The sequence below is a fragment of the Clostridium sp. YIM B02569 genome, from assembly GCF_022320765.1.
GTDB lineage: Bacteria > Bacillota > Clostridia > Clostridiales > Clostridiaceae > Clostridium > Clostridium beijerinckii.
Map to the genome: position 1 here is coordinate 45,286 of NZ_JAKJJX010000003.1, position 22,608 is coordinate 67,893.

Here is a 22,608-nt window from a genome sequence, read left to right on the forward strand (position 1 = left end):
AATTAAGTCCCTACATCTTGATCTTATTTTAGCACTTAACTTACTAAAGTTTTAAATATAGATTCATGTTAACAATATATATAATATCTATTTGTACCGATTCTTATTACAAGTTATTCATTTAATTAATTATTTTTTCTTTAAAATACAAAATCCAACAGCTATTATACCACATTTTACATAAGTTCACAATTATCCTATCACCAAATAATTCTCTATAAGCTTTATTAAAATATAAAATTATATTACAGCCAAGTCTCTAGCTTTTTAACACAATTTTGGCCCTAGTCCATTAGAATTCAAATACAAACTTATCATTTTATATTTTCAAATATAATCTATTTCCTTCTTTAAAATATATGTCTTCTTCACTTTTTCTAACTATTACTTTTCCATTAGTAACTTCCACAATCTCGTTTTCTATATCTTCAGCCATTAGCTTTTCAGCTAATATATTAACAACTACTTTATCGCTGTATTCAGTATCTTCTATATGCCAAGAATTTTGACCGCATGTATATTGAACTTTTCCAAAAAGATCATATTCCATTTCAAAACTTAATTTCAAGCCTTCAACTTTTTCCACAACTCCAGCTGATTTTATTGCAATACTAGCACCTTTTGTATAGGCTCTAGTTAGACCACCTGCCCCTAAAAGTATTCCGCCAAAATATCTCGTAACAACTACTGCACAATCTGTCACTCTACTTTTTTTCATCACTTCAAGAATTGGTATTCCTGCTGTTCCCTGTGGTTCGCCATCATCTGAGTACCTTTGAATATTCATGTCTTTTCCGATTATATATGCTGAGCAATTATGCCTTGCCTGTTTGTGCATATTCTTTATCTCATTTATAAAAGCTTTAGCTTCCTCTTCATTTTCCACTCTTCTTGCATAACCAATAAACTCTGACTTCTTTTCTTCAAATCTATCTTCACCAAAGTCTTTTACTGTAATGTACGACATATCAATCTAGCTCCTTTTCAATCTAAAATCAGAATATATAGTACGCATATTGATTTAAAACAACTTTATACATACTTAAATAATTAGAATATTATAATACTTCCTATGCTGCATTTTCACTGCATATTCTGAAGAATATATATTGTACAGAATATATATTGTACAGAATATATATTCTAATATTGTTTAAAATATATATTCTAAAATTCTTAAGAATATTAACATGAAGTGAAACTTAGCCTCAGAGGGAGTTTTTAGGTGCCCCTTGATGGTAAATCTCCCACTGAAGGTTAGTTGAACTTATCTAGGGTCGTGCCACTGTTATCTCCCACTTTAATAGAATATGGGAATATTACAGCTACTAGATATCCGATAAAATCTCTCACTAGTTAATTTAACTTGTCACCTCTAAGTTCCTTAGCCAAAATTAATTCTTCCTTAAGTATTTTCATACCTTTCTCAATCTTTTCTTTATCGGTTTGATAAAAAGCTATCCTAAAAGAATCTTGTCCATCATTTTGTGATGTAAAGAACATGGCCCCTGGAGTAATATATACATTTTTCTTTTTAAGTTTTATAAAAAGTTCTTTAGTATTAATCTTAAATTCATCTTTTAAAGTTATATAAAAATTTAATCCACCTTTTGGATCATTGTAGGTTAACATATCTTTAAATTCACTATCTAGAATTGTTTTTAAATGCGTATACCTTTTTATATATTCATCATTTAGATTTTTAATATTCTTTTTCCACTTATTACTCGAAATATATAATTCCAAGGCTCTCTGCATTAAACTTGAAGTAGTTATATCTGTATTGTGCTTTGAATTTTGAAGAGTTTCACTGAATACTTCTGGTGCAACTAAGTATCCTAATCTTATTCCTGGAAGAAATATTTTCGAAAAACTTTTTATATAAATTATCCTATCATTTTTATCAAGCCATTTAAACGGCACATATTCTAATGAATTTTCATATATAAGTTCCGATAAATAATCATCTTCAATTATGTAAAAATCATAAATTTCTGCAAGTTCTAAAATTCTCTTCTTCTTTTCTATACTATAACTTACTCCTGTTGGATTTTGAAAATAGCTCATTGTATAAAAACACTTTATTTCGTTTTTCTGTAATATCTTTTCAAATTTATTTAAGTTTATTCCATCTTCATCAATTGGCACTTCAAACAAATTAACTTTTCTCCATTTAAATACTGATAATGCTCCTACGTATGTTGGCTTTTCAACTATTATATTATCATTTATATTTAATATTCCTTTAGATGCAATATCAATTCCTTGTTGAGCACCTGATATAATTATTATGTCTTCATCGTTTAATTTATTATTCCAAAATACTTTATTTATAGTATAAATAAGATTAGTATATCCATTTCTGTTGTCTGAAAGTAATGCATTTGCTCCATCTCTTTCTAAAACTTCATTTATAATTCCTTTTAAATCATCAATAGGGAATAACACTTCCCCTGTAGTTTCACCTGTAAAATCTATTACATTAGTTAAATCTCCCATGGATATCTTTTTTAATGTATTTGAATATTCTTTTCTAAAATTTGAAGCAACTTCTTTTCTTTTTGCATAACTACCGCTTCCTACCTTTTGATAGGCATAACCTTCTGATTTAAGCTTATTGTATGCACTAACTATAGTGACATTGTTTACGCCTAATTTTTTTGACAGCTCTCGTATTGTTGGAAGTTTGTCTCCTTCTTTTATATTTCTTTTATCAATTAAACTTTTTATATAATTGGCTACTTGAATATACTTAGGGATATCATTATCTTTAAACGCAAAATCTTTATAAATATCCATAAAACTCTCCTTTAATTGATTGTAAGACTATTTTTTTGATTGTGCCTCATAACTCTTGTATGAATACACATTCTCTCTGACTAATTTTTCATTAGAAGGCAAATCCAAATTTTTAGTATCTTTCATTATTAATTTTCTCTTGTATAATTCCTTTAGTATATCTTCTATTTTTATATTAAATTCTTTGAACTCATCACTATTTTTTATCTCAAAGGAGCTTAAAAATGCATTTTTTTCATATAAATAATCTAATAAAGACTTAGCTGCCTCATTTATATTTTCATCTAGAAAATTCTCAATATAATCTACAGCGTTTTGTATATTTTCCTTTGCGCATTTATCATTAAACAAATTATCAACTATAACATTAAATTTATTATTTAAGTTTATAGCCATTTTTACTGCGTCCTTACTTACAGTGTATCCATTTAAATTTAAATATAACTTAGCGAAACTATCTAGAGCTCTAATTAAAACTTCATAAGATGTAAAGACACTATTGTTTTGCAAATACTTTTTAGTTACTCTAATATCTTTTATGACATTGCCTAAATATACCAAGTTCCAAGTTTCTCTATATTTATCTAAACTATATTTGGCTTTATTAAAAATGCTCTCAATTTCATCATCTCTTGAAAATATTATTTTAGAAGATATTAGCAAGTTCCTTATAACTCCTTTATTTCCATTACTTTCGTATAGTTCTAAAAAGCTTTCTTTATTTAGGACCTTTATATGTACCGGTACCCCTAGTATTTCAGAATATATATCTCTAACATTATCAAATATATCCTTATATACAATGAATAAATCTATGTCAGATTCCTCCCAAAGATCACCGCTAATTATGCTTCCAAATGCAAATATAGCTAACACTTTTTTATTGGTCTTCAATACATTTATTAACTTTTCAGAGGATTTCTGATATTCTAATATGGATTTTGACACTTAATTTCACCTTCTTTTACCAAGACATTGTTTACTTTGTTTATCAGATGGATATCACCCAAGGCATTTATTCATTTTAACTAAAAAATAACGGTTGCATGCTTCTGAATCTCCTGCCCTTTAAGGCATAAGTCCAATTAAAATTTAGATAAAGCCTAATCACATCTCAATCAAAGTTTTACTTTATAACAAACTTACTAACATTATAACTTAAAGAAATATTTATTTAAAGGTACTACTTTACAGTACTACTCAAATCCATAATATTCAAAGAACAAAATCGCAGGCGACTGTGGTTAAGTTCCGTATTGTGCTTCGCACTCTTTTCATATGTGTAGATTTTTTCACGCATCTGCCTTTTCGAACGCATGTGAGAAAAATCTGCACATCAGAAATAGCAGCTCTGCTGCATATAAGAACATTTTATGCAGGCGAATAAGATTTCTTTTTTATTCTTTTTAAAATACAAAAACTAGTCAATCAACCTTTTTTAAATTATCCACAGATTTTATTGGAATATAAATTCCTAAAGAATAAAAAAAGATTCTTAAATATAATATCTAAGAATCTTCTGTTCTATTTACAAATGGTGGACAATCTTTATCCATTTTCTTTATCTGATGTATGTAAATCTTCAAACGCCTGCTTAATGACTCTAATATCTGATTAAGTTCGTGATTCATTTCATAAACAAGCTCCAATGATTCCCTTAGTTCTTTTCTCTCACCAAAAGTATTACTTTGTATTACCTGTGCAACTCCTGCTATATTTAAAGATGATATGGAGATAAAGTATAATGCATCAAGTAAAGGACGTACCTCTCTAGTAAAATAAGTTAAACTTATCTGCTCGACTCTAATTGAAGCAACATTAGTTTGAGCTGCACTTATTTGTGCTATTGCTGTACTCATGTTTGATAATTGTGTTAATACTTGATTCTGCATATCTCTTAGTTCATTATTTAAATCCGATGATACATTTTCATTACCAGCGGCATCAGTCGCATTAGCACCTGTACTTCCCTGATTCAATACCCTCTGAGCAGTTCTTAGGGATCTTGCGCTTCTAGGATCTAATTGATTTAATGGTCCACTTGTTTCCATAAACTATAGTCTCCTATAACAATTCTTATTTAAGTATATTACGGAAGAACTATATTTATTATTATATTTAATCAGTTAACCTTATATCTTAGCGTATTCCTGAGTTTTATTAAAAACTTCATCATCTACTTCTGCTACCATATATGTTCCATTATCTTTATATTCTTCTTCAAGTATTCTAGCATTTCTATGTAAGAAAGATTGAATATCGCCTTTCTCATAAGGTATTAAATACTCTACTTTTCTATAATTATATGGCAATTTTTCCTCAATTAAACTTAGCAATTTATCTAAATTTATTTTTTCTTTAGCCGAAATTTCTATTACATCAAAATTTCCTACTGCAAATTCTTTAATTCGCGCTTTTTGTTCTTCAGTAGCTTTATCTATTTTATTTAAAACTAATATTGTTTCTTTATCTATAGCCCCAAGCTCACTTAAAACTTCATTTACAGCATTATATTGATCTATTGCACTATCTGAAGATACATCTATTACATGGCATAGAAGATCTGAAAATATAACTTCTTCTAAAGTTGACTTAAATGCTTCAACCAAATCATGTGGTAATTTTCTTACAAAACCAACTGTGTCTGTAAGAGTTATTACTCCTTTTTTACTTAGAGTTACAGCTCTTGTTGTAGTATCTAATGTTGCAAAAAGCATATTTGCTTCAAATACTTTTTCCTTAGTTTTATTTTCATTTTTTGCTGCCAAATCACAAAGTGTATTTCTTAAAGTTGATTTTCCTGCATTAGTATATCCAACTAAAGATACTTTAGGAATATTTTCTTTTCTTCTCTTTTCTCTTTGTACTTCTCTAGTTCTTTTTATTTTCTTAAGCTCATCTTTTAAATCATATATTGTTTCCATTATATGTCTTCTATCTGTTTCAAGCTTCTTTTCTCCAGGTCCTCTAGTTCCTATACCACCACCTGTTCTAGATAATATAGTTCCGAGTCCCTGTAATCTACCTAATCTATATTTCAACTGAGCTAGCTCTACTTGAATTTTTGATTCTTTAGTTTTAGCCCTTGTTGCAAATATTTCTAATATTAATGTTGTTCTATCTATTACTTTAGCTCCTAATGCAGCTTCTAAATTTCTAACTTGAGATCCTGAAAGCTCATCATCAAATATTATTACATTAGCTCTTTCTACCTGTCTCATAGAGGCGATTTCTAATACCTTACCTCTTCCAATAAAGTATGCTGCATCAATTTTACTTCTGCTTTGGAATACGGTTTTTAAAACAGGTATGTTGCAGGCTTCTGTAAGCTCTGCTAATTCCTCTAGACTTTCTTTTGTATCAGAACCAACTAATATTGCTTTTTCTTCTGTTTCCTCTATGACATCATTATTCTTAATTAAATTTTCTATAAATCTTATCCTATCTAAAATATTTATAGACATAATTTCATTTAAAGAAAGATTACTTTTTTCTTCTGTTTCTAATTTATTGTTATATAAACTAAGCATTCCCAAAGAAAAATCTATTATATTACCATCTGTTATAGCCACTGATATAATTGCATCTAGCTTTAATTTTAATAGAGCTGTTAAATCTAGCGCTGAAAGATTACAGTAACCATTTGGATGAGTATGTATAACTCTAACACCTGATAATCTCTTTTCATCTATATCTATTATTGGAACCTCAACAGATGTAGAATCTCCAATTGCAACAGATGTGACATTACCTTTTCTATTTATAGCTACACTGATTTCTCTTTCAATAAAACTAGAAACTCTAGAAATAATATTTAAAATTTCTTCATTACATATTTCATCTTTTAAATTTCTTATAGAATAAATATTCTCTAACTCTTCTATTAAAGATTTTCTAATTCCTTCAATATTTCCATATATCATATAAACACCTCACATTAGCCAAGGGATATTTAAGAAAATAACAAACCAGTATGTTTATCTATCTCGTGTCATACTGCATCGTTAGATTTACCTTGATAGTTCTCTATGCGTTAAACCTTCCTACTTTCCTGACGCAAAATATACATATTAGAAAAGAGCCTGTATGTTGCACATAAGAACTTTTCATTACATCTTTAACTCGCTATTTTCCTCATATCCCTATCTTGACAACTTTCATATAATTTTATACTATTAATTCATTAATTATAACTTTAATAATCTACACTTGACAATATACATTTTATAAATTTAGAGTAAATTATCACATAACTTGAAAAATATGCAACAATTTATAAATACCTATGAATATTTTATCTGTAATCATATATATATTGCAAAAATAATTCTTCATCATAATTCTAAAAATATTGCAAGAATTTTAGCCGTAATTGTGAAATGTGCATTGTGAATTGCAACATATATATTATGTATTCTAAAAAATTAAATTCATCAAAAATAAATTTAAACTATCAGTTATTATAAACCAAATAGAATGAATTATATTATTTTAGAACTTATATGCTAATAATAAGCTGTGTATTTTTAAGGAAATGTGTACATTTGAAAAATAAATATAAAAGGAGTTTTTTAAACATGGAAGATAAGAAACGTAACATTCTTTTTTCTGAAGAACAAATTAATACAAGAATAAAGGAATTAGGGAAAACTATTGCTGAAGATTATAAAGGTAAAAAACTTTACATTTTATCTTTACTTCGTGGAAGTTTTATCTATGCTGCTGATTTAGCTAGAGCTATAGATTTAGATGCTAAAATAGGATTTATGACTACATCAAGCTACGGACATAGCGAAACATCTTCTGGGTCTGTTAAAGTAGTTAATGATATCTCTGATAATATTGAAGGATGGGACGTTCTTATAGTTGATGATATAGTTGATACTGGAATTACAATGGATTTCGTTTATAATTACATAAAAGGTTTGAACCCAGCTTCTGTAAAGACTTGTGTTCTTCTTGATAAACCTTCTCGTAGAAAAGTACATATACAACCTGATTACTGCTGTTTTGAAATTGACGATGTATTTGTAGTTGGATACGGATTAAACTATGGTGATTATTATAGAAATGTTCCTTACGTATTTAATTGGGAATAAAAATAAATATATAAAGCTGTTCAATCAAATATAGAAAAAAGGTTATAAGGCGAATTCTTATAACCTTTTTTCTGTGGATATCCAAATTAAGACCTGACTTTATGCATATAGCCGCCGAAATAAGAATTATGCTGTTGTTCCAGTTTCTAAGGAAATTATGATGGATGATTCTAAGATCATAAGTTGCATGCTAAAGTGGATACAACCTGCTACTTAGAACCTTCAGCGATATTTTCATAGTTTTTCGGAATCAAAACATTTATAATTTCGGTAAGCTATAGCATAAGTCTGGGTTATATAATGTTTATCTATACCTTTAATTTGTATCCCCACTCTTGCTCTGATCATTTGTAGGAAATCCAAGAGTTGTATTTGGTATTTTTCCAACTATGATTGTGTCTGAAACCGGAACCTGTGTGCTCACCTCAGCGTCTTGATTCCTTAGTGGAAGCCTAAGCCTAATTTTAGCTGTAACATTTAAGTATATCTTATGCCTAGTTTGATTAATTCCAGCACTTTCAAATTTAGATTCATAACTTGTACTTATATTTCCTATAGGCTCTATCTCAACACTTATCTTAGGGCCAACATTATAAAAGGCACTTTTATCACTCATCCAGCCTAAAGGAACTTTTATTGCAGTGTTTTTCATATCACTTAATTCTTTATTACATTCTGTAGACAATTCAGCTGCTATATAATTCAATTTTCCAGTATCCGCTTGAATTAAAATTATATTGCCTTGGTTGTCTTTTTCAATTTTTACCATCTCATCATACTTAAAATCTTTTGATAAAATATCTACACTTTTTTTATTTATTATATCTAATGTTTGGGACTTTGCCATTATTGTCGCTATTTCTGTCACAGAGGGCATGACCCTTTGATCAAAAAACACTACGGTTATGTTTAAAATGACAATAATAACTATAATAAGTACTATAAATGATATGTATTTATGCGTTTTTCGTCTTGTATAATATTGCATTGTCAACACCTTTATTATTGAGTTATTTATTTAATCATACTATAATTATGCTATAATGATATAGAATATTATTAAATTATATACCTTGTAATTTTAGGAGGATAAAATGGCAATTAATGATAACGTGAAAAAACCAAACAATGCCCCACGAAAAAAAAAGCCATCTAAAAAGAAGAAAAAGAAATCAAAAAAAATTTTTAAGGGCATATGTTTTGGTTTTATATTTTGTTTTCTTGCAATGTTAGTAGTATGTGCAGGTTATGCTTTTGCTATTATAAAAACTACGCCTCCTCTAAATGTCGATGCTGTATTAACTTTAAACCAACCTTCCAGTATATATGATAGTGCTGGGGACTTTATGGATAATATGCAGACTGATGAGGAGCGTTACGTTATAGATTCAAGCAAAATACCATCTAACTTAAAAAATGCTTTTGTATCCATCGAGGATGAAAGATTCTACCAACATAATGGAATAGACCTTCAGAGAATTGTAGGTGCAGCTTTTTTAGATGCAAAGAGATTTGTTACTGGACAAAAAGGACTACATGGAGCATCTACACTAACTCAACAATTACTTAAAAACACAATTTTAACTAATGATGTTTCTCTTGAAAGAAAGATAAAGGAAGCCTATTTAGCTATTAATTTAGAAAAAGCATTAACGAAGGATCAAATTTTAACAGCTTATTTGAACACAATCCCCCTAGGTGGTCATGTGTATGGAGTAGAGGCTGCATCTTTATTATATTTTGGTAAAAGCACACCCGATTTATCTTTGATTGAATGTGCATATCTAGCCGGAATTACTCAAGCTCCAAGTTCATATAGCGCTTATAACAATCAAAAGGATCCAAGTCCTTATATTAATAGAACACTTACTGTTTTAAGTCAGATGCACAAGCTTCAATATATTGATGACGCTCAATATGATAAGGCCGCTAACGATGTTAAAAATGGTGGTCTAGTATTTAAATCAATTAAAAAGGACTATAGATTAAACTATGAATGGTTTGTATATCCTGCTGTGTCTCAGGTAAAAGAAGACCTAAAGGAAAAATATAAATATTCAGATGAAGAAGTATCTAAATTAATGGTTAATGGTGGTCTTAAAATCTATACAACCATGGATAAAGAGCTTCAAGATTTTACCCAATCTACTTTAGATAATTATAAAAACTTAGGAATTAATAACAAGGAAAGCTACGATAAAGATGGCGTTCCTTTATTACAAGCGTCCGCAACAATAATGGATTACAGAAATGGTCATGTTCTTGCAATGGTTGGGGGACGTGGTAAACAAGGTCCGCAATCAATAAATAGAGCCTATAATGATTTGCGTCCTATCGGATCGTCTACAAAACCATTAACGGTATATGGTCCTGGTATAGATCAAAAAATTATAACTGCTGCAACCCCTATAAATGATGCACCAATACCTCCTGAAATCGGAAAGAAGTATTCTCCAGCAAAAGATGGTCCTTATAATCCTCTAAATTCTCCTAATGAATATTCAGGACTTATGACCTCAAGAGATGCTCTTACGCATTCAAAGAATACTGGTGCAGTTTTAACAGAAGATAAAATCGGTATGAAAACTGGTATTGAATACGGCGAAAAACTTGGTCTAAAGTATAACGCTGCTTCGAAGTCATCAATGGCAGCTGTTGCTTTAGGACAGTTCAATAACTCTCCAAGTGATAGGGACGGTGGTAATACATCTATCTTAGCTGCTGCATATGGTAGCTTTGGTAACAACGGTATATATACGGAGCCTATGCTCTATACAAAAGTAGTTGATTCTACAGGTAAAATTTTACTTGATAATACTTCGCCAAAACAAACAAAAGTTTTTTCACCACAAGCTGCATATATTCTATATGATATGTTAAAAGGACCAGTAAATGAATACAATGCTACTGGTGCAAAGTGGGGCAATATGCCTGTTGCTGGTAAAACTGGTACTACTTCTAATTCCACAGATTTATGGTTTGCAGGACTTTCACCTTACTTATCAGCTTCTGTTTGGATTGGATATGATAATCCTAAAGAACTCCATGGTAGTTCAAGTGGGTGCGCTGTTGTTTGGGGAAAATTAATGGCTAAAGCTCATGCGAAGTTAGAGGCAAAAGATATAGAAGAGCCTAGCGGAATAGTAAAAGCTAGTGTTTGTAAGGATTCTGGTGAACTTTCAACCCTTTTCTGTAATTTTGACCTTAGAGGAAGCAGGGTTTATGAAGAATTATTCATCGATGGAACACAACCAACTTCAAATTGCACAATACACTCTGGTACTAATCGATATAATTTTAATAACGGATCTTCAGCTAATTTAAACCCTGCAGATAATAATTCAAATTCAGGTAATGCCCCAGCAGATTCCGAGACTCCTCCTGTAACTAATAATGACACACTAGCTCCACCTGTCGTTGGTAGTACGGAACCTTCACAGAAAACTGAAAATAATAATGAGAATAATAATTCAAATTCTAATAATGCTAGCACTGGTGGTAACAAGAATACTACACATAATTCTTACGGACCTGGTAGTAACAATCAGCATCCACCAACAAATAATTAAATAGCTCAAGTATATTATGAATTTGCTAAATTTTAAATTTCTATAAAATAAATAAAAATAGAGGATAATCAAATATCAGATTATCCTCTATCTTTTTATTTATTTGTAATAACTTCTTTTTCAGCGCCATCTTTTAATATATTTAAAACATCACCGCTCTCAGCGCTAATAAAAAACTTCCAACTAATATTTGCACCCTTATCATTCTTGCCATCTATAGTTACAATGTAACAGACTTCATATATTGGATTTTTTTCTTTTTCCATTCTATTATCTGCATAAACTAAATCAGTTTCATCTTTAACTACAGTTTCTTTATTGTATTTTTCAAAAGAATCTACAGATATTTTTTTTGCTTCTTCACTAGAAATATTTATTACAGGATCTTTACATTCCCTTTGCATTGTAGAGTTGGAATACCCATCTAGAAATCCACTTTCTTTATCAATATTTAATTTTATTTCATCGAAATAAAACGGATATCCGTTCTTTTGCTTTGTATATATGAATGAGTAATATGGCAGCTTTTTAGCATCCTCATTGCTATTAATTGTCTTTAAGACCACATCTCCATCATATATGTTCTTTAAGTACCCTTCTGCTAAAGTTCTAGCATCTTGTAAATTAACTTTTGTTGCATTTGCTGGAATTTCTTTTTTTGCAAAACCTATTACATTATTATCTTTATCTAAATCTATACCAAAACCTTGAGTTACTATACTTCTATGAACTAATTCATTCTGACTATTTAGCGTCCTTCTTCTTTCATATTTTATAGATTCTAAATTTTGTTCAGTATTTATTGCATTAATTGAATATAACCTAGCCATAAAATCCTTAGATGCCCTAATATCTTTTGCACCTGGACCAATCAGATTATACAGTATTATGACTATTATTATGATGAGACAAACTAAAATTATTCCCCCTATAATACTCGCTTTCCTTAACTTCATTAATTACCTCCCTTGCAGACTTAACATTGCTATTCTATTTTATTATACCATATTTTTATACTAGTCACATTCAAAAAAATAACAATTCCATCTGTTCCAAATGTGCTAGTTCAAAGCTTGTTCTTTGAGGCTAGCACTTTGGGTGCAACTTTATAGCCTTAGAATTACCCATCAAAATTACCCAAAAACTGGAACAAAAGTATATTATTCATTTCGGTGAGGTATACGCATAAGAGTATAGATTATAGTTGTTTTATCTATATTCTCCACACACAAAAAGACCTACTTTAAATACTAATTGTTATTCTAAGTAGGCCTTTTTAAATCTAATATTCAATTATTCATTGATTTAAAGTCCGTATTTTATATTTCTGGAAACCATAAAGCAATTTCTTCTTTAGCACTTTCTACAGTGTCTGATGCATGAACACAATTTTCTGTCTTACTTCTAGCATATCTATGTCTTATTGTTCCTTCTTCTGCATCTGTTGGACTAGTTGCTCCATTAATCTTTCTTATTCTTGCTACAGCATCTTCACCTTGCAATATTAATGCACATAGCGGGCTCCTTGTTATAAACGTTATAAGTTCCTCATAAAAGTCTTTTCCTTTATGTTGACTATAATGCTTTTCAGCAATTTCTCTTGTAGCTCTCATAAGCTTTAGGGCTACTATTTTTAAACCATTATCTTCATAACAACTTAAAATATTTCCTATTATATTTCTTTCTACTCCATCTGGTTTAACTAATACTACGCTTCTTTCAATCATACGAAGACCTCCATATAGTGTAATTAATTCATATTATTCCCTAATACATATACATTATACTAAAGATTCTGAAAATTATAAATACTTTTGTGATTGTCATCTAATTTTTATATATATTATGATATAATAAAAAAACAAAGAATGAAATATATGTTAGGTTATATGAATCACTATAGCTAGGAACAATCAAATAAATAACAAGTATATTTGCCATCCTATTTTACATCATTGGAAGCTCGACTCGCATGCGCTCACTGAGTATTCACAGAGTAAGCGGCCATCATCAAATCACAGATTTGAATGTCTGCTTAACTAATTCACACCAAATCATAGATTTGGTTTCTCTGCTCATCAGCAAATTGACCTAATAGGCCTGATATGAGAAAAACATATTTTATCAAAAGTATCGATTTATAAAGGAATTGGAGGATAAACACATGATTAGATATTCAGCAATAGTACAAGGAAGAGTACAAGGTGTTGGTTTTAGATATTTTATTCAACTTACAGCTTGCAAACTAAATTTAACTGGTTGGTGTAGGAATCTTATGAACGGAAATGTAGAAATTGAGTTTCAAGGACTAGAAACTAATGTCTTATCTTTCGTGTCCGAAATAAAAAAAGGAAATGGATTTGCTAAAGTTTCCGATATAGATTTAAATATACTTCCAGTATTAGATGGTGAAAAAAAGTTTTCAATTAAATATTGATGAAGAAAATAGAATGTATGAGTGCTAAGAATTTAACTTATCATACATTCTATTGTTTAATTTCTATTGCAATTATTCTACTTCTAAATCTTTTATTCTACCTTTTTTCTTTAATCTCAATAATAATTCCTTTGGATCATTATTTATTATAAGTTCTTCTGGGAATTCTATTGATTCTAGCATATTAATAGCTTCTGTAAATTCCCCAATACGAGTACAAAAGTGCGCATCACTATTTATTATTAGCTTAGTCTCATGTTCCTTACATAGCGATGCTATTTTTGTACAATTACCTAAACTTCCAATTCTAGATGTTGTAAATGAGCTATTGTTAATTTCTATTAAAACATCATTTTCCTTAGCACACTTTATTACTTCTTCAAAGTCAACTGGAACTCCTGGATTTCCAAGATGACCAATTATATCAACTTTTCCACTCTTTATTACGTTTATAAAAGCTCGTGTATTTTCTGCAATATTTCCAACTTTGTAAACTTCATCATGTATACTTCCAATTACAATGTCCAATTTCTCTAATGTTAAATCATCCATGTCTAAGCTTCCATCATAATCAATTATGTTAGCCTCAGTTCCATAAAGCATTGTAACTCCAAAAAGTTCTCTTGGCAGCACCTTATAATTATTGAAATACCATATATGCGGAGAATGTGGCATAGTAATTCCGTGCTCTGTAGTACCAAGCACCTTTATTCCTTTCTCCGAAGCAGCTTTTGCATTTTCCATTAAGGTTGAGTAAGCATGGCCGCTTGCTATAGTATGAGTATGCACATCTAATGCATATTTCATTATATCACCCCATTTATCTATTTTTGGTAAAACTATATATGTTGCAAAAATAATTCTTCATCGTAATCCTAAAAATATTGCAAGAACTTTAGCTGTAATTGTGCATTGTGAAATGTGAATTGTACATTACAACAAATATAGTTTATAAAGTATTTAATTATTATTTTTCTCAATTACTATGTTATCATATTTAAATTTTTATTCAAATACGATCAAGTCCCCGAAAACATTTACTTAAAAATAATTATATTGGTCTCATATAGTAGGATCTACTGCTCCACTCTACTTATATAATAAAAACTTGACTTAATATATAATTTATTATTTTTTATTGTATCGTCTTCTTCTACTTCCTATTTTACCTTTATCGCTCTTGTCTTTGCTTTTGTTTTTATATAAATATAGAACTATAGCAATTACTGCAAATATTATAAACAAACCTATTATTATAAGCATTATCTTGGCATTGCCGCCTAATTCCTCTACCTTTTCATAAACTGGCTTTGTAGTTTCTTTTTTCATTTTATATGTTTTAATATTACCCTCTTCATCTATTATTGCGCAGTCTCCATTAAGTTTCTGAAACATCTCCGTTACACTTAAATAATTTAGTGAGTCCTCTAATACTTTATTATCTGGCGAGGTTAATACAAGCATTGCCTTTTGGTTGTTATATTTTGATATATCAAATTGGAAGTTTGCAATCTTATAGCTAAAAGGTTCTGTTAATTGAAGCTTTTCATTTGATAAAAATTTTGAATAGCTTTCATCATACTTAAACCATAATTTATCATTTATTTCTGAAATCAATTTATTAGTTTTTGGTGTTCCATAGACTATTATATTTTTCTTTTTATCATCAGCTGTCATATTTGAATTACTGATAACTTTAAAATCTCCATTGTTGTAGGTAACATCTTTTCCTAAAAAGCCAATGACTTTTCCTAATGAATTTATCTCTTTAAAGCTTAGACTATCTGGAACAATCATCGCAACATCATTAAACATTTCATCTTTTACAAATGGCGCACTATAACTTGAAAAATAATATCCTTCCGTATCGTTATCACCAATATATAAATATGAATCTCTTGTAACAAGGGCCCAAGGCATATCCTCTTCTCTTTTTTCACAATATGTATCTTTTAAAATTAAATCAAAACCAAGCTTTATATCTAAATAGTTTGTGTAACTTATATCATTTGGTAAACTAAGCTCCAATTCATCATTTAAAGCCTTACCCTTATCAAGTTTTTTACTTCCTATAGGTGTATTATTAACGTACACTGTAACTAAAGATTTATCAAAATCAAGATTATCTGAATATCTCATAAAAATTTTAAGCTTATCTCTTTGAGAAAAAACCTTATTTTTAGGAATACTATAGCTTATTCCAGCTTCTCTTCTAAAAACACCTTTTAACTGTATTTCTCCAATTCCCATACTATCAAAAGTGATTTTTCCACTTTTAGTATCTGGAACTGTATCTACCTTTAAATCTTTATTTACTTTATAAGTATCACCACTTAACTGAGATATTAACTCTTGGTTTCCCAGTGCTTTAACTCCTCTTATTAAGTTGTCATTATCATTACACAAGATCATCATGTTTTTAATATTTATATTTTTTGAATACAATGAATTTGATATTTTTATAAGGCATTCATCACTTTGATCATTTTCTTCTGTATACTCATTAGGAAAACTATTAAATTTTCCAATAAATATATTATTGGTATTTTCTCCTTTTTGAAAATCTCCATACTTAGTTATACTTATTTTATTTTCATATTTATCATTTAGTTTTTGTAAATATGAATTTAAGATGTATGCAGCACTAAGCTCTGAATCAGTGTAATCATCTGGAATTATAATTAATAAATCCTCTAAATCACTATCATTATCATGATTTTTTAAAAATGGATATGGAAAATCAGATATTTTATTATTGGAAATAATATTGTTAAAGGTTGTTTTTATGTTAGTACCATCTTTTATTACAAACCAATTAGCTGAATTAACATCATCTACACATGGGTCCTCAGATGATCTTAAGTAAGCTTCTATTTTTAATTCACTAGATCCAGTTTTTATTAGCTCCTTTGGTATAGATACCGTTAACTTCTGAACCTCTGAATCTGCTCTGTAATAAACTTTTTGAGAATAAAAAGGCGTTCCATTAACGGATAATTTTATATAGGAATTTTTACTATTATCAATTAATTGATTTATAGAAAAATTCACTTGAACTTCAGCTTTAGTATTTTCCCACCATTTATCTACATTAAAATATATACTATGACTTGAAAAAGTTCCATTAAAGGATATGTCATTACTTAAACTATAAGTTTTTATACTTTCAGTTGTTTCTATATTATTTCCTTCAGATGCAGCAAATACTTCAGCACCTGCATTAAATATCAAAATCGCTGTAGAAAAAATAAAACACACGAAAAAAAATAATACTCCAAAGATGTGCTTTTCATTGTTCCTCATTACTTTATTTGAAATATATCCTTTCATGCTGCTCCTCCTTAAGAAAATCTTTCTGTCTTATACCACTTTGCTTCCTTTTTCAATACAACATCCCTTATATAATTGTAAAAACCAGCCACCGAAACTATAGCCCACATTTTGCAATAAGTAAAATAGCTTAAAAATATAATCAATACATTTTTTACATTCAATTCTCCTTTTTCCGTTGAAATTGCTACCATTACTGATAAGACAAATACTAATAATGCCATAAACCATAAAATCACCTCATAGCCTCCAATATGAAGTTCAATTAAATTTGCTCCTCCAAGCAAAAATAAGCAGTCTGATATTACGCTTGCAGATAAAAAAAAGAAATAAACCAAAGTATAATATAGAATATCAAATTTTGTTACTCCTGCTTCTAGTCCAAATAAATATTTCAGATTTTTTATTACCACATATATATTTCCTTTTGCCCATCTGTTTCTCTGCTTAAACCATACTTTAATAGTTTGAGGTTCTTGTTCATAAGTTACTGCAAGAGGCATAAATTTTATTTTATATCCCATTCTATAAATTCTAAAGCTGACTTCTGTGTCTTCTGTTATAGCCTTCGTATCCCAACCTCCCATTTCTTCCATCACTTCTCTTCTAACTACAAAATTAGTTCCTGGAATAGTGCAAAGTTTAAGCATATACCATCTTCCTGCCTGCGCCATCCATTGATATGTAAGAGTTTCTATATTAACAAAGTTTGTAAGTAAATTTACATCCTTATTTCTGCATCTAAACTTTCCAATAACTGCTCCCAATTTCTTATCTTTTATCAAAGTCTGTACCAAATACTTAAGAGCATTTTTATCAGGAGTATTATCTGCATCATAAACCGCTAAAATTTCTCCCTTGCTTCTTTGAAGACCTATGTTTAAAGCATTTGATTTTCCTTTTCCCCCTATTATATTGTCAGTATTAATCACTATAAGATTTCTGCCATAATAAGTTTTTTGGACATTTTCAAGTACATCTTTAGAATTATCGCTTGAATTATCATTTATTACTATAATTTCATATTTATCATTTGGATAATCCAATTCTAATAGAGAAATTACTGTCTTTTTTATTACTACAGCTTCATTATGAGCTGGAACTAATATTGATACAAATGGATAGCTTTCAAGCTCTTCATACATATATTCCTTGTTTACTTTTGAATAATACATATATCCGGCTATTACTAATATCACATTCATAAAAATTGTTATCCATATTACTATGAGTGAATATATAACTAAATAATCTAAAATATTCATACCATTATTTAAAAAACCTTTTTCTTTCTATATTTCTGCTTATTATAAGTATTCCTATAAATATTATTAAAGCTGCTCCACTGAATATTTCCAGTCTTCTATTAGTAAGAGTTAAATCCTCTTTAATTGGATTTTCTTTATTAATTGTTTTGTTAACAGCATTTTCATATTCTTCTGCATTAATAAATCTATCCTGAGTTACCTCTTGATTGTTAAAGAAAACTCTTCCATTATCATTCTTAATTTCACTTTCAAACTTTATATAAGTGCTCATTTTATTACTTGGAATAAGATTAATTTCTTTACTTAAAACTTTATCAACATTATTTTTAAATTCTTCTAAATTGCAGTTACTTTCTATTTTTATTGCATTTTTACCGCTTATTTTTTCATTATTAATATAGTCGTTTAAATCAACTTTTTGAATAAAATTGGTATAAGCTTTGATTTCATAATTATCTATATCAATGTTAATATCTTCATTGTAATTTAGAAATAAAGTATTAGTGCTTTCTAAAATATTTTTCAAATCTTCTCTATAGATAAATTCTTCATCAGCATTTATTCCAACTGGATAAATCCAATAATTAGTATAATTCTTAAAGGCCTCTTTAAGTTTATCTCCAATTATTTTCCCCCCTGTATCTGTGCCATTTACTCCTTTAGAATTAATTATAGGAAACTTAAGTATTACTTTTCCTCCATTAGCCTGTGCATATCTTAAGGCTTCTGAAAATCTGCCCATGGCTTTCAAGTTTTCATTTACAAATACCGGTGCCGCTTCTATAAAAAATTTAATCCCCTTATCTTTTAAATAATCTACTTCGTCGATTAAATTGTTTAAATCATTAAATGGAGTTACATTATCAAGATATAAATAAGTCTCAGCTTTTAATTTCAAATCCGTTTTATCTAAAAGTTCCGAAGCTTTTTTTATCCAGTTAATCTTTCCGTTATATGATTTTAATTTCTCTTTTAATGCCTCTATACTATGATTTTCTTCTCCTATATTTAAAATGAATATTTCATTATACTGCTGAAAATCTTTTGGATTATCGATATTTATTTTAGATATGCTAATTTCCTTTTCCTCTGATAACTGACTTTTAACTAAAGCACTCAATAAATTTTCTTCACTACCATACTCCTTACTTTTATCATACAAAATAAGTACTTTGTTGTTTTCTCCATAACATTTCATGGGGGTAATAAAATACTCAGCGCCTATAAAGCAAATCAAAATTGTTATGACTTTATAAATAAAGCATTTATTCATGTATATCATATTCCAATTCCTTCTCTGCCAGTCTAATGAGCTCCAACGGATCTTTTATAGAATTATCAAAGGTATAACTACCAATTTGAATATCTAGCTTTACTTTTTTATAATGAGATCCTTTAGTAAAATCATATTTATTAATATTCTCTCTAAATCTCTCCTTTACAACTTTAGCTCCACTCATATCAGTAATTGTCAAAAACCCAAAAGTCTTATCATCTATTATATATTTAATATCTTCCTCTCTTAAGCTTTTTTCAAGAACTTGACTTGCCTGAATCAGCAAAAGCTTATACCCTTCTTTTCCTAATATACTTCTAAGTTTTTCTGCAAACTTAATCTTTACAATAAGTAAGGTAACAGGAATTTTATGTCTTGTGCTAAGCTTCATATATATTGGCAGCTCTATTAAAAGAGCTCTTTGATTCTTAATATTTGTTTCTTCATCTATCATGACTAATTCTGAATTTTCATTTATTAAGCTTTCATTTTCTGTTTGAAGAGCAAAAATATTTCTTGAAACTAAAGACATTAAAATAGCTGTAATTGGAATTAGAAAAATCCAGTAATATGAGTAAAAATCAATATTTATATTTCCCCAGAAATTTAAATATAATTTGTAACTCATATAAATAAAATCGACTGCAAGAGTAACAACCAATGCTAAGGTAACATTAGTATAATAACTTACAAGAGCTATTATCATTACAACTTCGAGCATAATATAATTTTCAAAAGAATTATCTAATTCAAAAACTTTATAGCTTAAACATAAAACAAAGAAATACGCTATAAGTATAGTTATTAGGATATCAACCTTTTTTCTTACATTAACTGGTTCCACATATCATTCCTCCAGTTCAAAACACTTGAAAGTGAATACAAAATCAAATTTTACTTATTGTTTCTTTCATATATAGATAACCAAGTATGAATTAGACTTATACATATAGCCAACCGAAAGTAAAAACATTGTTGCTTCACAGGACTATAAAAATTTCGCTGAAAGTGCTAAATTGCAGGTTGTCGCCACTCGTGCTTACTCCCACTTTCAGTGTGACAAGCGCTAATTTTCAAATGTTTTCTCCATATTATGACCCTTGTGGTTACAAATATATTTATGATTTCTAGTAAAGATATGAGCTTAATAACTTAAACATATATGTTGTAAAAATATTACAGCAATTTCGGCTACAATTGTGCATTGTAAATTGAAACATATATATCTATTTATTATTTTTGGATTTTATCTTAACTTGATGCTTTTGTAATTTTATAGATATAAAATATATTAAGATTAAATCAAAGCTCATATTATACATGAAAACATGCTTAGCTAAATCTGCATCTCCTGCCCCTATAACAGATATTATAATTTGAGATATTCCAACTAAAAATATATAAAAATATGCCTCTTCTTTGAAAATCATAGTATCACAGTTGATTTTTCTCGCCTTTATGTATCTAACAGCTGAAGAATAACAATACCCTATTATCACAATAATTGATAATACAATATTTCCTGTAAATACTTTTTCTTTTACTGTGCTATATAATGCAAAAAAATATGATTTAGCCCCAAAGCCTTTGTTTTCAGATTTCTCGTAGTTTCCCATTGCATTAGGTCTTATGGAATATCCATTATCAAAAGCTATTTTTAACATTTTGAAAAATGCCCTTGGATGTGCAATATAATATGAGATTATTTTTGTTGTAGTAAATTTTTTATAATAATCCTCTATAAGCTGTTTATCATATAAATTAACTAAAGTCACATCATCATAGAAAGTTGTATCTTTTAATAAAGAATACTGCTCATTTAAGTTAAAAAATTTCATAACTTCATCTGGATCTTCTTCATATAATAAGATTCCTCTATTCATTGCATGATACCCATTAATATATTGAAAATCTCCACTTATTTGCTTATAGAACAATATTGAACTTATGACAAATCCAATAGCTAAAACCATAGCTATTCCCTTAAATAATTTTTCCTTATTTTTAAATCCTATTCTAAGACATAATGCTGCAATTAAAATACCAACTGGTGAAAGTTGCTGCTTTGAACCTAAAAATACAAAAGAAGAAATTCCAAACAGTAGTATATTCAACTTGCTGAACTCATTGAATTCTGCCATATTTAATAAAATTCCTATGCTAAGCAAAAAGAAACTGATATTAACAGCTTCCCCATAAAAGGAATTATAATAAGCTAAATATGCTGTGTCACAAAATATAAAAATGGTTACTAAAGTTATTATTAATTTATATTTTTCTTCTGTAACTTGATTTATTAATACCTTTACAATTAAATAAATTCCAATTGCCTCTACAAATAAAAACATCCATGACATGAATCTTATATCTAGAATGAAATTCTTATTAAACATCTGGCTTATGTAAATTGCTATCTTAATAAAAATTCCCTGAGTTGATATAAAGTTTTTTTCTATATCATTATTGTATTTATAAATTCCATAATACCTATAAAAATATCCATTATATAAATCACTATCATTGGGATTTAATTCATATACACCATTTGAACTTATCACTCTATAGAAATCCCCATTATCAGCCATACCAATAATAGGTTTAATAAATAAAGTAAATATGCCTATTATTATTACTAGGAAAAAAGCTGCTAATGGATAATTGATATTTTTAAAAATACTATTTATTCTATTCAAAATATTTTTCATCTTTCTCCTTCATAAATAATAATTTGATTTTCCTCTACTTATAGGATGTGAAACAAGTTATAAATTATTCTTCAAAATGTAATCTATATGTACATATCTTCCATGGTAGAATCATTGCCTTTATT

General features: G+C 28.7%; 17 protein-coding genes. 3 read left to right on the top strand and 14 right to left on the bottom strand.

Annotated features, from left to right (window positions below; translation table 11 throughout):
• Nucleotides 1-319: 319 nt before the first annotated feature.
• The 5 genes from L3B96_RS03150 to hflX form a co-directional block, all read right to left on the bottom strand.
• Nucleotides 320-967 carry a YigZ family protein gene (locus L3B96_RS03150; RefSeq protein WP_012060380.1) on the bottom strand — a complete coding sequence of 216 codons (648 nt, stop codon included), beginning with the start codon at nucleotides 965-967 and terminating at the stop codon, nucleotides 320-322.
• A gap of 389 nt (nucleotides 968-1,356) precedes the next feature.
• The gene (locus L3B96_RS03155; RefSeq protein WP_238858819.1) at nucleotides 1,357-2,799 is read right to left on the bottom strand and encodes a PLP-dependent aminotransferase family protein; all 1,443 of its coding nucleotides are present in this window, start codon (nucleotides 2,797-2,799) and stop codon (nucleotides 1,357-1,359) included.
• A 27-nt stretch (nucleotides 2,800-2,826) separates the two neighbouring features.
• Complete coding sequence (locus L3B96_RS03160; protein ID WP_023973250.1) at nucleotides 2,827-3,747, bottom strand: nucleotidyltransferase domain-containing protein; 921 nt, start codon at nucleotides 3,745-3,747, stop codon at nucleotides 2,827-2,829.
• Between the two features lie 560 nt (nucleotides 3,748-4,307).
• The gene (locus tag L3B96_RS03165; protein ID WP_041899390.1) at nucleotides 4,308-4,850 is read right to left on the bottom strand and encodes a hypothetical protein; all 543 of its coding nucleotides are present in this window, start codon (nucleotides 4,848-4,850) and stop codon (nucleotides 4,308-4,310) included.
• Between the two features lie 81 nt (nucleotides 4,851-4,931).
• Nucleotides 4,932-6,722, bottom strand: coding sequence for a GTPase HflX (hflX, locus tag L3B96_RS03170; protein ID WP_039769539.1), 1,791 nt, complete (start codon nucleotides 6,720-6,722; stop codon nucleotides 4,932-4,934).
• Between the two features lie 654 nt (nucleotides 6,723-7,376).
• On the opposite strand from hflX, the gene hpt reads away from it, so the two are divergent.
• Nucleotides 7,377-7,898 carry a hypoxanthine phosphoribosyltransferase gene (hpt, locus tag L3B96_RS03175; protein WP_023973253.1) on the top strand — a complete coding sequence of 174 codons (522 nt, stop codon included), beginning with the start codon at nucleotides 7,377-7,379 and terminating at the stop codon, nucleotides 7,896-7,898.
• Nucleotides 7,899-8,214: 316 nt separating this feature from the next.
• Here hpt and yunB read toward each other — a convergent pair whose 3' ends face one another.
• Nucleotides 8,215-8,886, bottom strand: a complete 672-nt coding sequence (gene yunB / locus L3B96_RS03180) for a sporulation protein YunB (protein WP_077831760.1) — start codon at nucleotides 8,884-8,886, stop codon at nucleotides 8,215-8,217.
• A 106-nt stretch (nucleotides 8,887-8,992) separates the two neighbouring features.
• On the opposite strand from yunB, the gene L3B96_RS03185 reads away from it, so the two are divergent.
• Nucleotides 8,993-11,467 (top strand): PBP1A family penicillin-binding protein, encoded by a 2,475-nt coding sequence (locus L3B96_RS03185; protein ID WP_238858820.1) that lies wholly within the window; start codon nucleotides 8,993-8,995, stop codon nucleotides 11,465-11,467.
• Nucleotides 11,468-11,562: 95 nt separating this feature from the next.
• Here L3B96_RS03185 and L3B96_RS03190 read toward each other — a convergent pair whose 3' ends face one another.
• Entirely contained in the window at nucleotides 11,563-12,423 is an 861-nt protein-coding gene (locus L3B96_RS03190) for a YcdB/YcdC domain-containing protein (RefSeq protein WP_238858821.1), read from the bottom strand.
• A gap of 363 nt (nucleotides 12,424-12,786) precedes the next feature.
• Nucleotides 12,787-13,194, bottom strand: a complete 408-nt coding sequence (gene ndk / locus L3B96_RS03195; RefSeq protein WP_012060389.1) for a nucleoside-diphosphate kinase — start codon at nucleotides 13,192-13,194, stop codon at nucleotides 12,787-12,789.
• A gap of 437 nt (nucleotides 13,195-13,631) precedes the next feature.
• Between ndk and L3B96_RS03200 the strand changes: the two genes are divergently transcribed.
• On the top strand, nucleotides 13,632-13,904 hold the full coding sequence (locus L3B96_RS03200) for an acylphosphatase (protein WP_077309112.1): 273 nt from the start codon (nucleotides 13,632-13,634) through the stop codon (nucleotides 13,902-13,904).
• A 72-nt stretch (nucleotides 13,905-13,976) separates the two neighbouring features.
• On the opposite strand, the gene L3B96_RS03205 is transcribed toward L3B96_RS03200, so the two are convergent.
• The 6 genes from L3B96_RS03205 to L3B96_RS03230 all read right to left on the bottom strand — a co-directional run bounded on the left by L3B96_RS03205 (nucleotide 13,977) and on the right by L3B96_RS03230 (nucleotide 22,483).
• Complete coding sequence (locus L3B96_RS03205; RefSeq protein WP_012060391.1) at nucleotides 13,977-14,711, bottom strand: phosphatase; 735 nt, start codon at nucleotides 14,709-14,711, stop codon at nucleotides 13,977-13,979.
• A 321-nt stretch (nucleotides 14,712-15,032) separates the two neighbouring features.
• Nucleotides 15,033-17,234 carry a cellulose biosynthesis cyclic di-GMP-binding regulatory protein BcsB gene (locus tag L3B96_RS03210; protein ID WP_238858822.1) on the bottom strand — a complete coding sequence of 734 codons (2,202 nt, stop codon included), beginning with the start codon at nucleotides 17,232-17,234 and terminating at the stop codon, nucleotides 15,033-15,035.
• Nucleotides 17,235-17,245: 11 nt separating this feature from the next.
• Nucleotides 17,246-18,499: a glycosyltransferase family 2 protein gene (locus tag L3B96_RS03215; RefSeq protein WP_238858823.1), complete on the bottom strand. Its 1,254-nt coding sequence runs from the start codon at nucleotides 18,497-18,499 to the stop codon at nucleotides 17,246-17,248.
• A 4-nt stretch (nucleotides 18,500-18,503) separates the two neighbouring features.
• Nucleotides 18,504-19,700, bottom strand: coding sequence for a DUF2334 domain-containing protein (locus tag L3B96_RS03220; RefSeq protein WP_238858824.1), 1,197 nt, complete (start codon nucleotides 19,698-19,700; stop codon nucleotides 18,504-18,506).
• Between the two features lie 67 nt (nucleotides 19,701-19,767).
• Complete coding sequence (locus L3B96_RS27395; protein WP_238858825.1) at nucleotides 19,768-20,622, bottom strand: diguanylate cyclase; 855 nt, start codon at nucleotides 20,620-20,622, stop codon at nucleotides 19,768-19,770.
• A gap of 382 nt (nucleotides 20,623-21,004) precedes the next feature.
• Nucleotides 21,005-22,483 (bottom strand): hypothetical protein, encoded by a 1,479-nt coding sequence (locus tag L3B96_RS03230; protein ID WP_238858826.1) that lies wholly within the window; start codon nucleotides 22,481-22,483, stop codon nucleotides 21,005-21,007.
• Nucleotides 22,484-22,608 lie beyond the last annotated feature (125 nt).

Coding starts and splice junctions, on each gene's coding strand:
- L3B96_RS03190 (WP_238858821.1), bottom strand. CDS start 12,423: ATGAAGTTAAGGAAAGCGAGTATTATAGGGGGAATAATTTTAGTTTGT.
- L3B96_RS03150 (WP_012060380.1), bottom strand. CDS start 967: ATGTCGTACATTACAGTAAAAGACTTTGGTGAAGATAGATTTGAAGAA.
- L3B96_RS03155 (WP_238858819.1), bottom strand. CDS start 2,799: ATGGATATTTATAAAGATTTTGCGTTTAAAGATAATGATATCCCTAAG.
- hpt (WP_023973253.1), top strand. CDS start 7,377: ATGGAAGATAAGAAACGTAACATTCTTTTTTCTGAAGAACAAATTAAT.
- L3B96_RS03215 (WP_238858823.1), bottom strand. CDS start 18,499: ATGAATATTTTAGATTATTTAGTTATATATTCACTCATAGTAATATGG.
- ndk (WP_012060389.1), bottom strand. CDS start 13,194: ATGATTGAAAGAAGCGTAGTATTAGTTAAACCAGATGGAGTAGAAAGA.
- L3B96_RS03165 (WP_041899390.1), bottom strand. CDS start 4,850: ATGGAAACAAGTGGACCATTAAATCAATTAGATCCTAGAAGCGCAAGA.
- L3B96_RS03200 (WP_077309112.1), top strand. CDS start 13,632: ATGATTAGATATTCAGCAATAGTACAAGGAAGAGTACAAGGTGTTGGT.
- L3B96_RS03185 (WP_238858820.1), top strand. CDS start 8,993: ATGGCAATTAATGATAACGTGAAAAAACCAAACAATGCCCCACGAAAA.
- L3B96_RS03220 (WP_238858824.1), bottom strand. CDS start 19,700: ATGAAATGTTATGGAGAAAACAACAAAGTACTTATTTTGTATGATAAA.
- L3B96_RS03230 (WP_238858826.1), bottom strand. CDS start 22,483: ATGAAAAATATTTTGAATAGAATAAATAGTATTTTTAAAAATATCAAT.
- L3B96_RS03205 (WP_012060391.1), bottom strand. CDS start 14,711: ATGAAATATGCATTAGATGTGCATACTCATACTATAGCAAGCGGCCAT.
- yunB (WP_077831760.1), bottom strand. CDS start 8,886: ATGCAATATTATACAAGACGAAAAACGCATAAATACATATCATTTATA.
- hflX (WP_039769539.1), bottom strand. CDS start 6,722: ATGATATATGGAAATATTGAAGGAATTAGAAAATCTTTAATAGAAGAG.
- L3B96_RS03210 (WP_238858822.1), bottom strand. CDS start 17,234: ATGAAAGGATATATTTCAAATAAAGTAATGAGGAACAATGAAAAGCAC.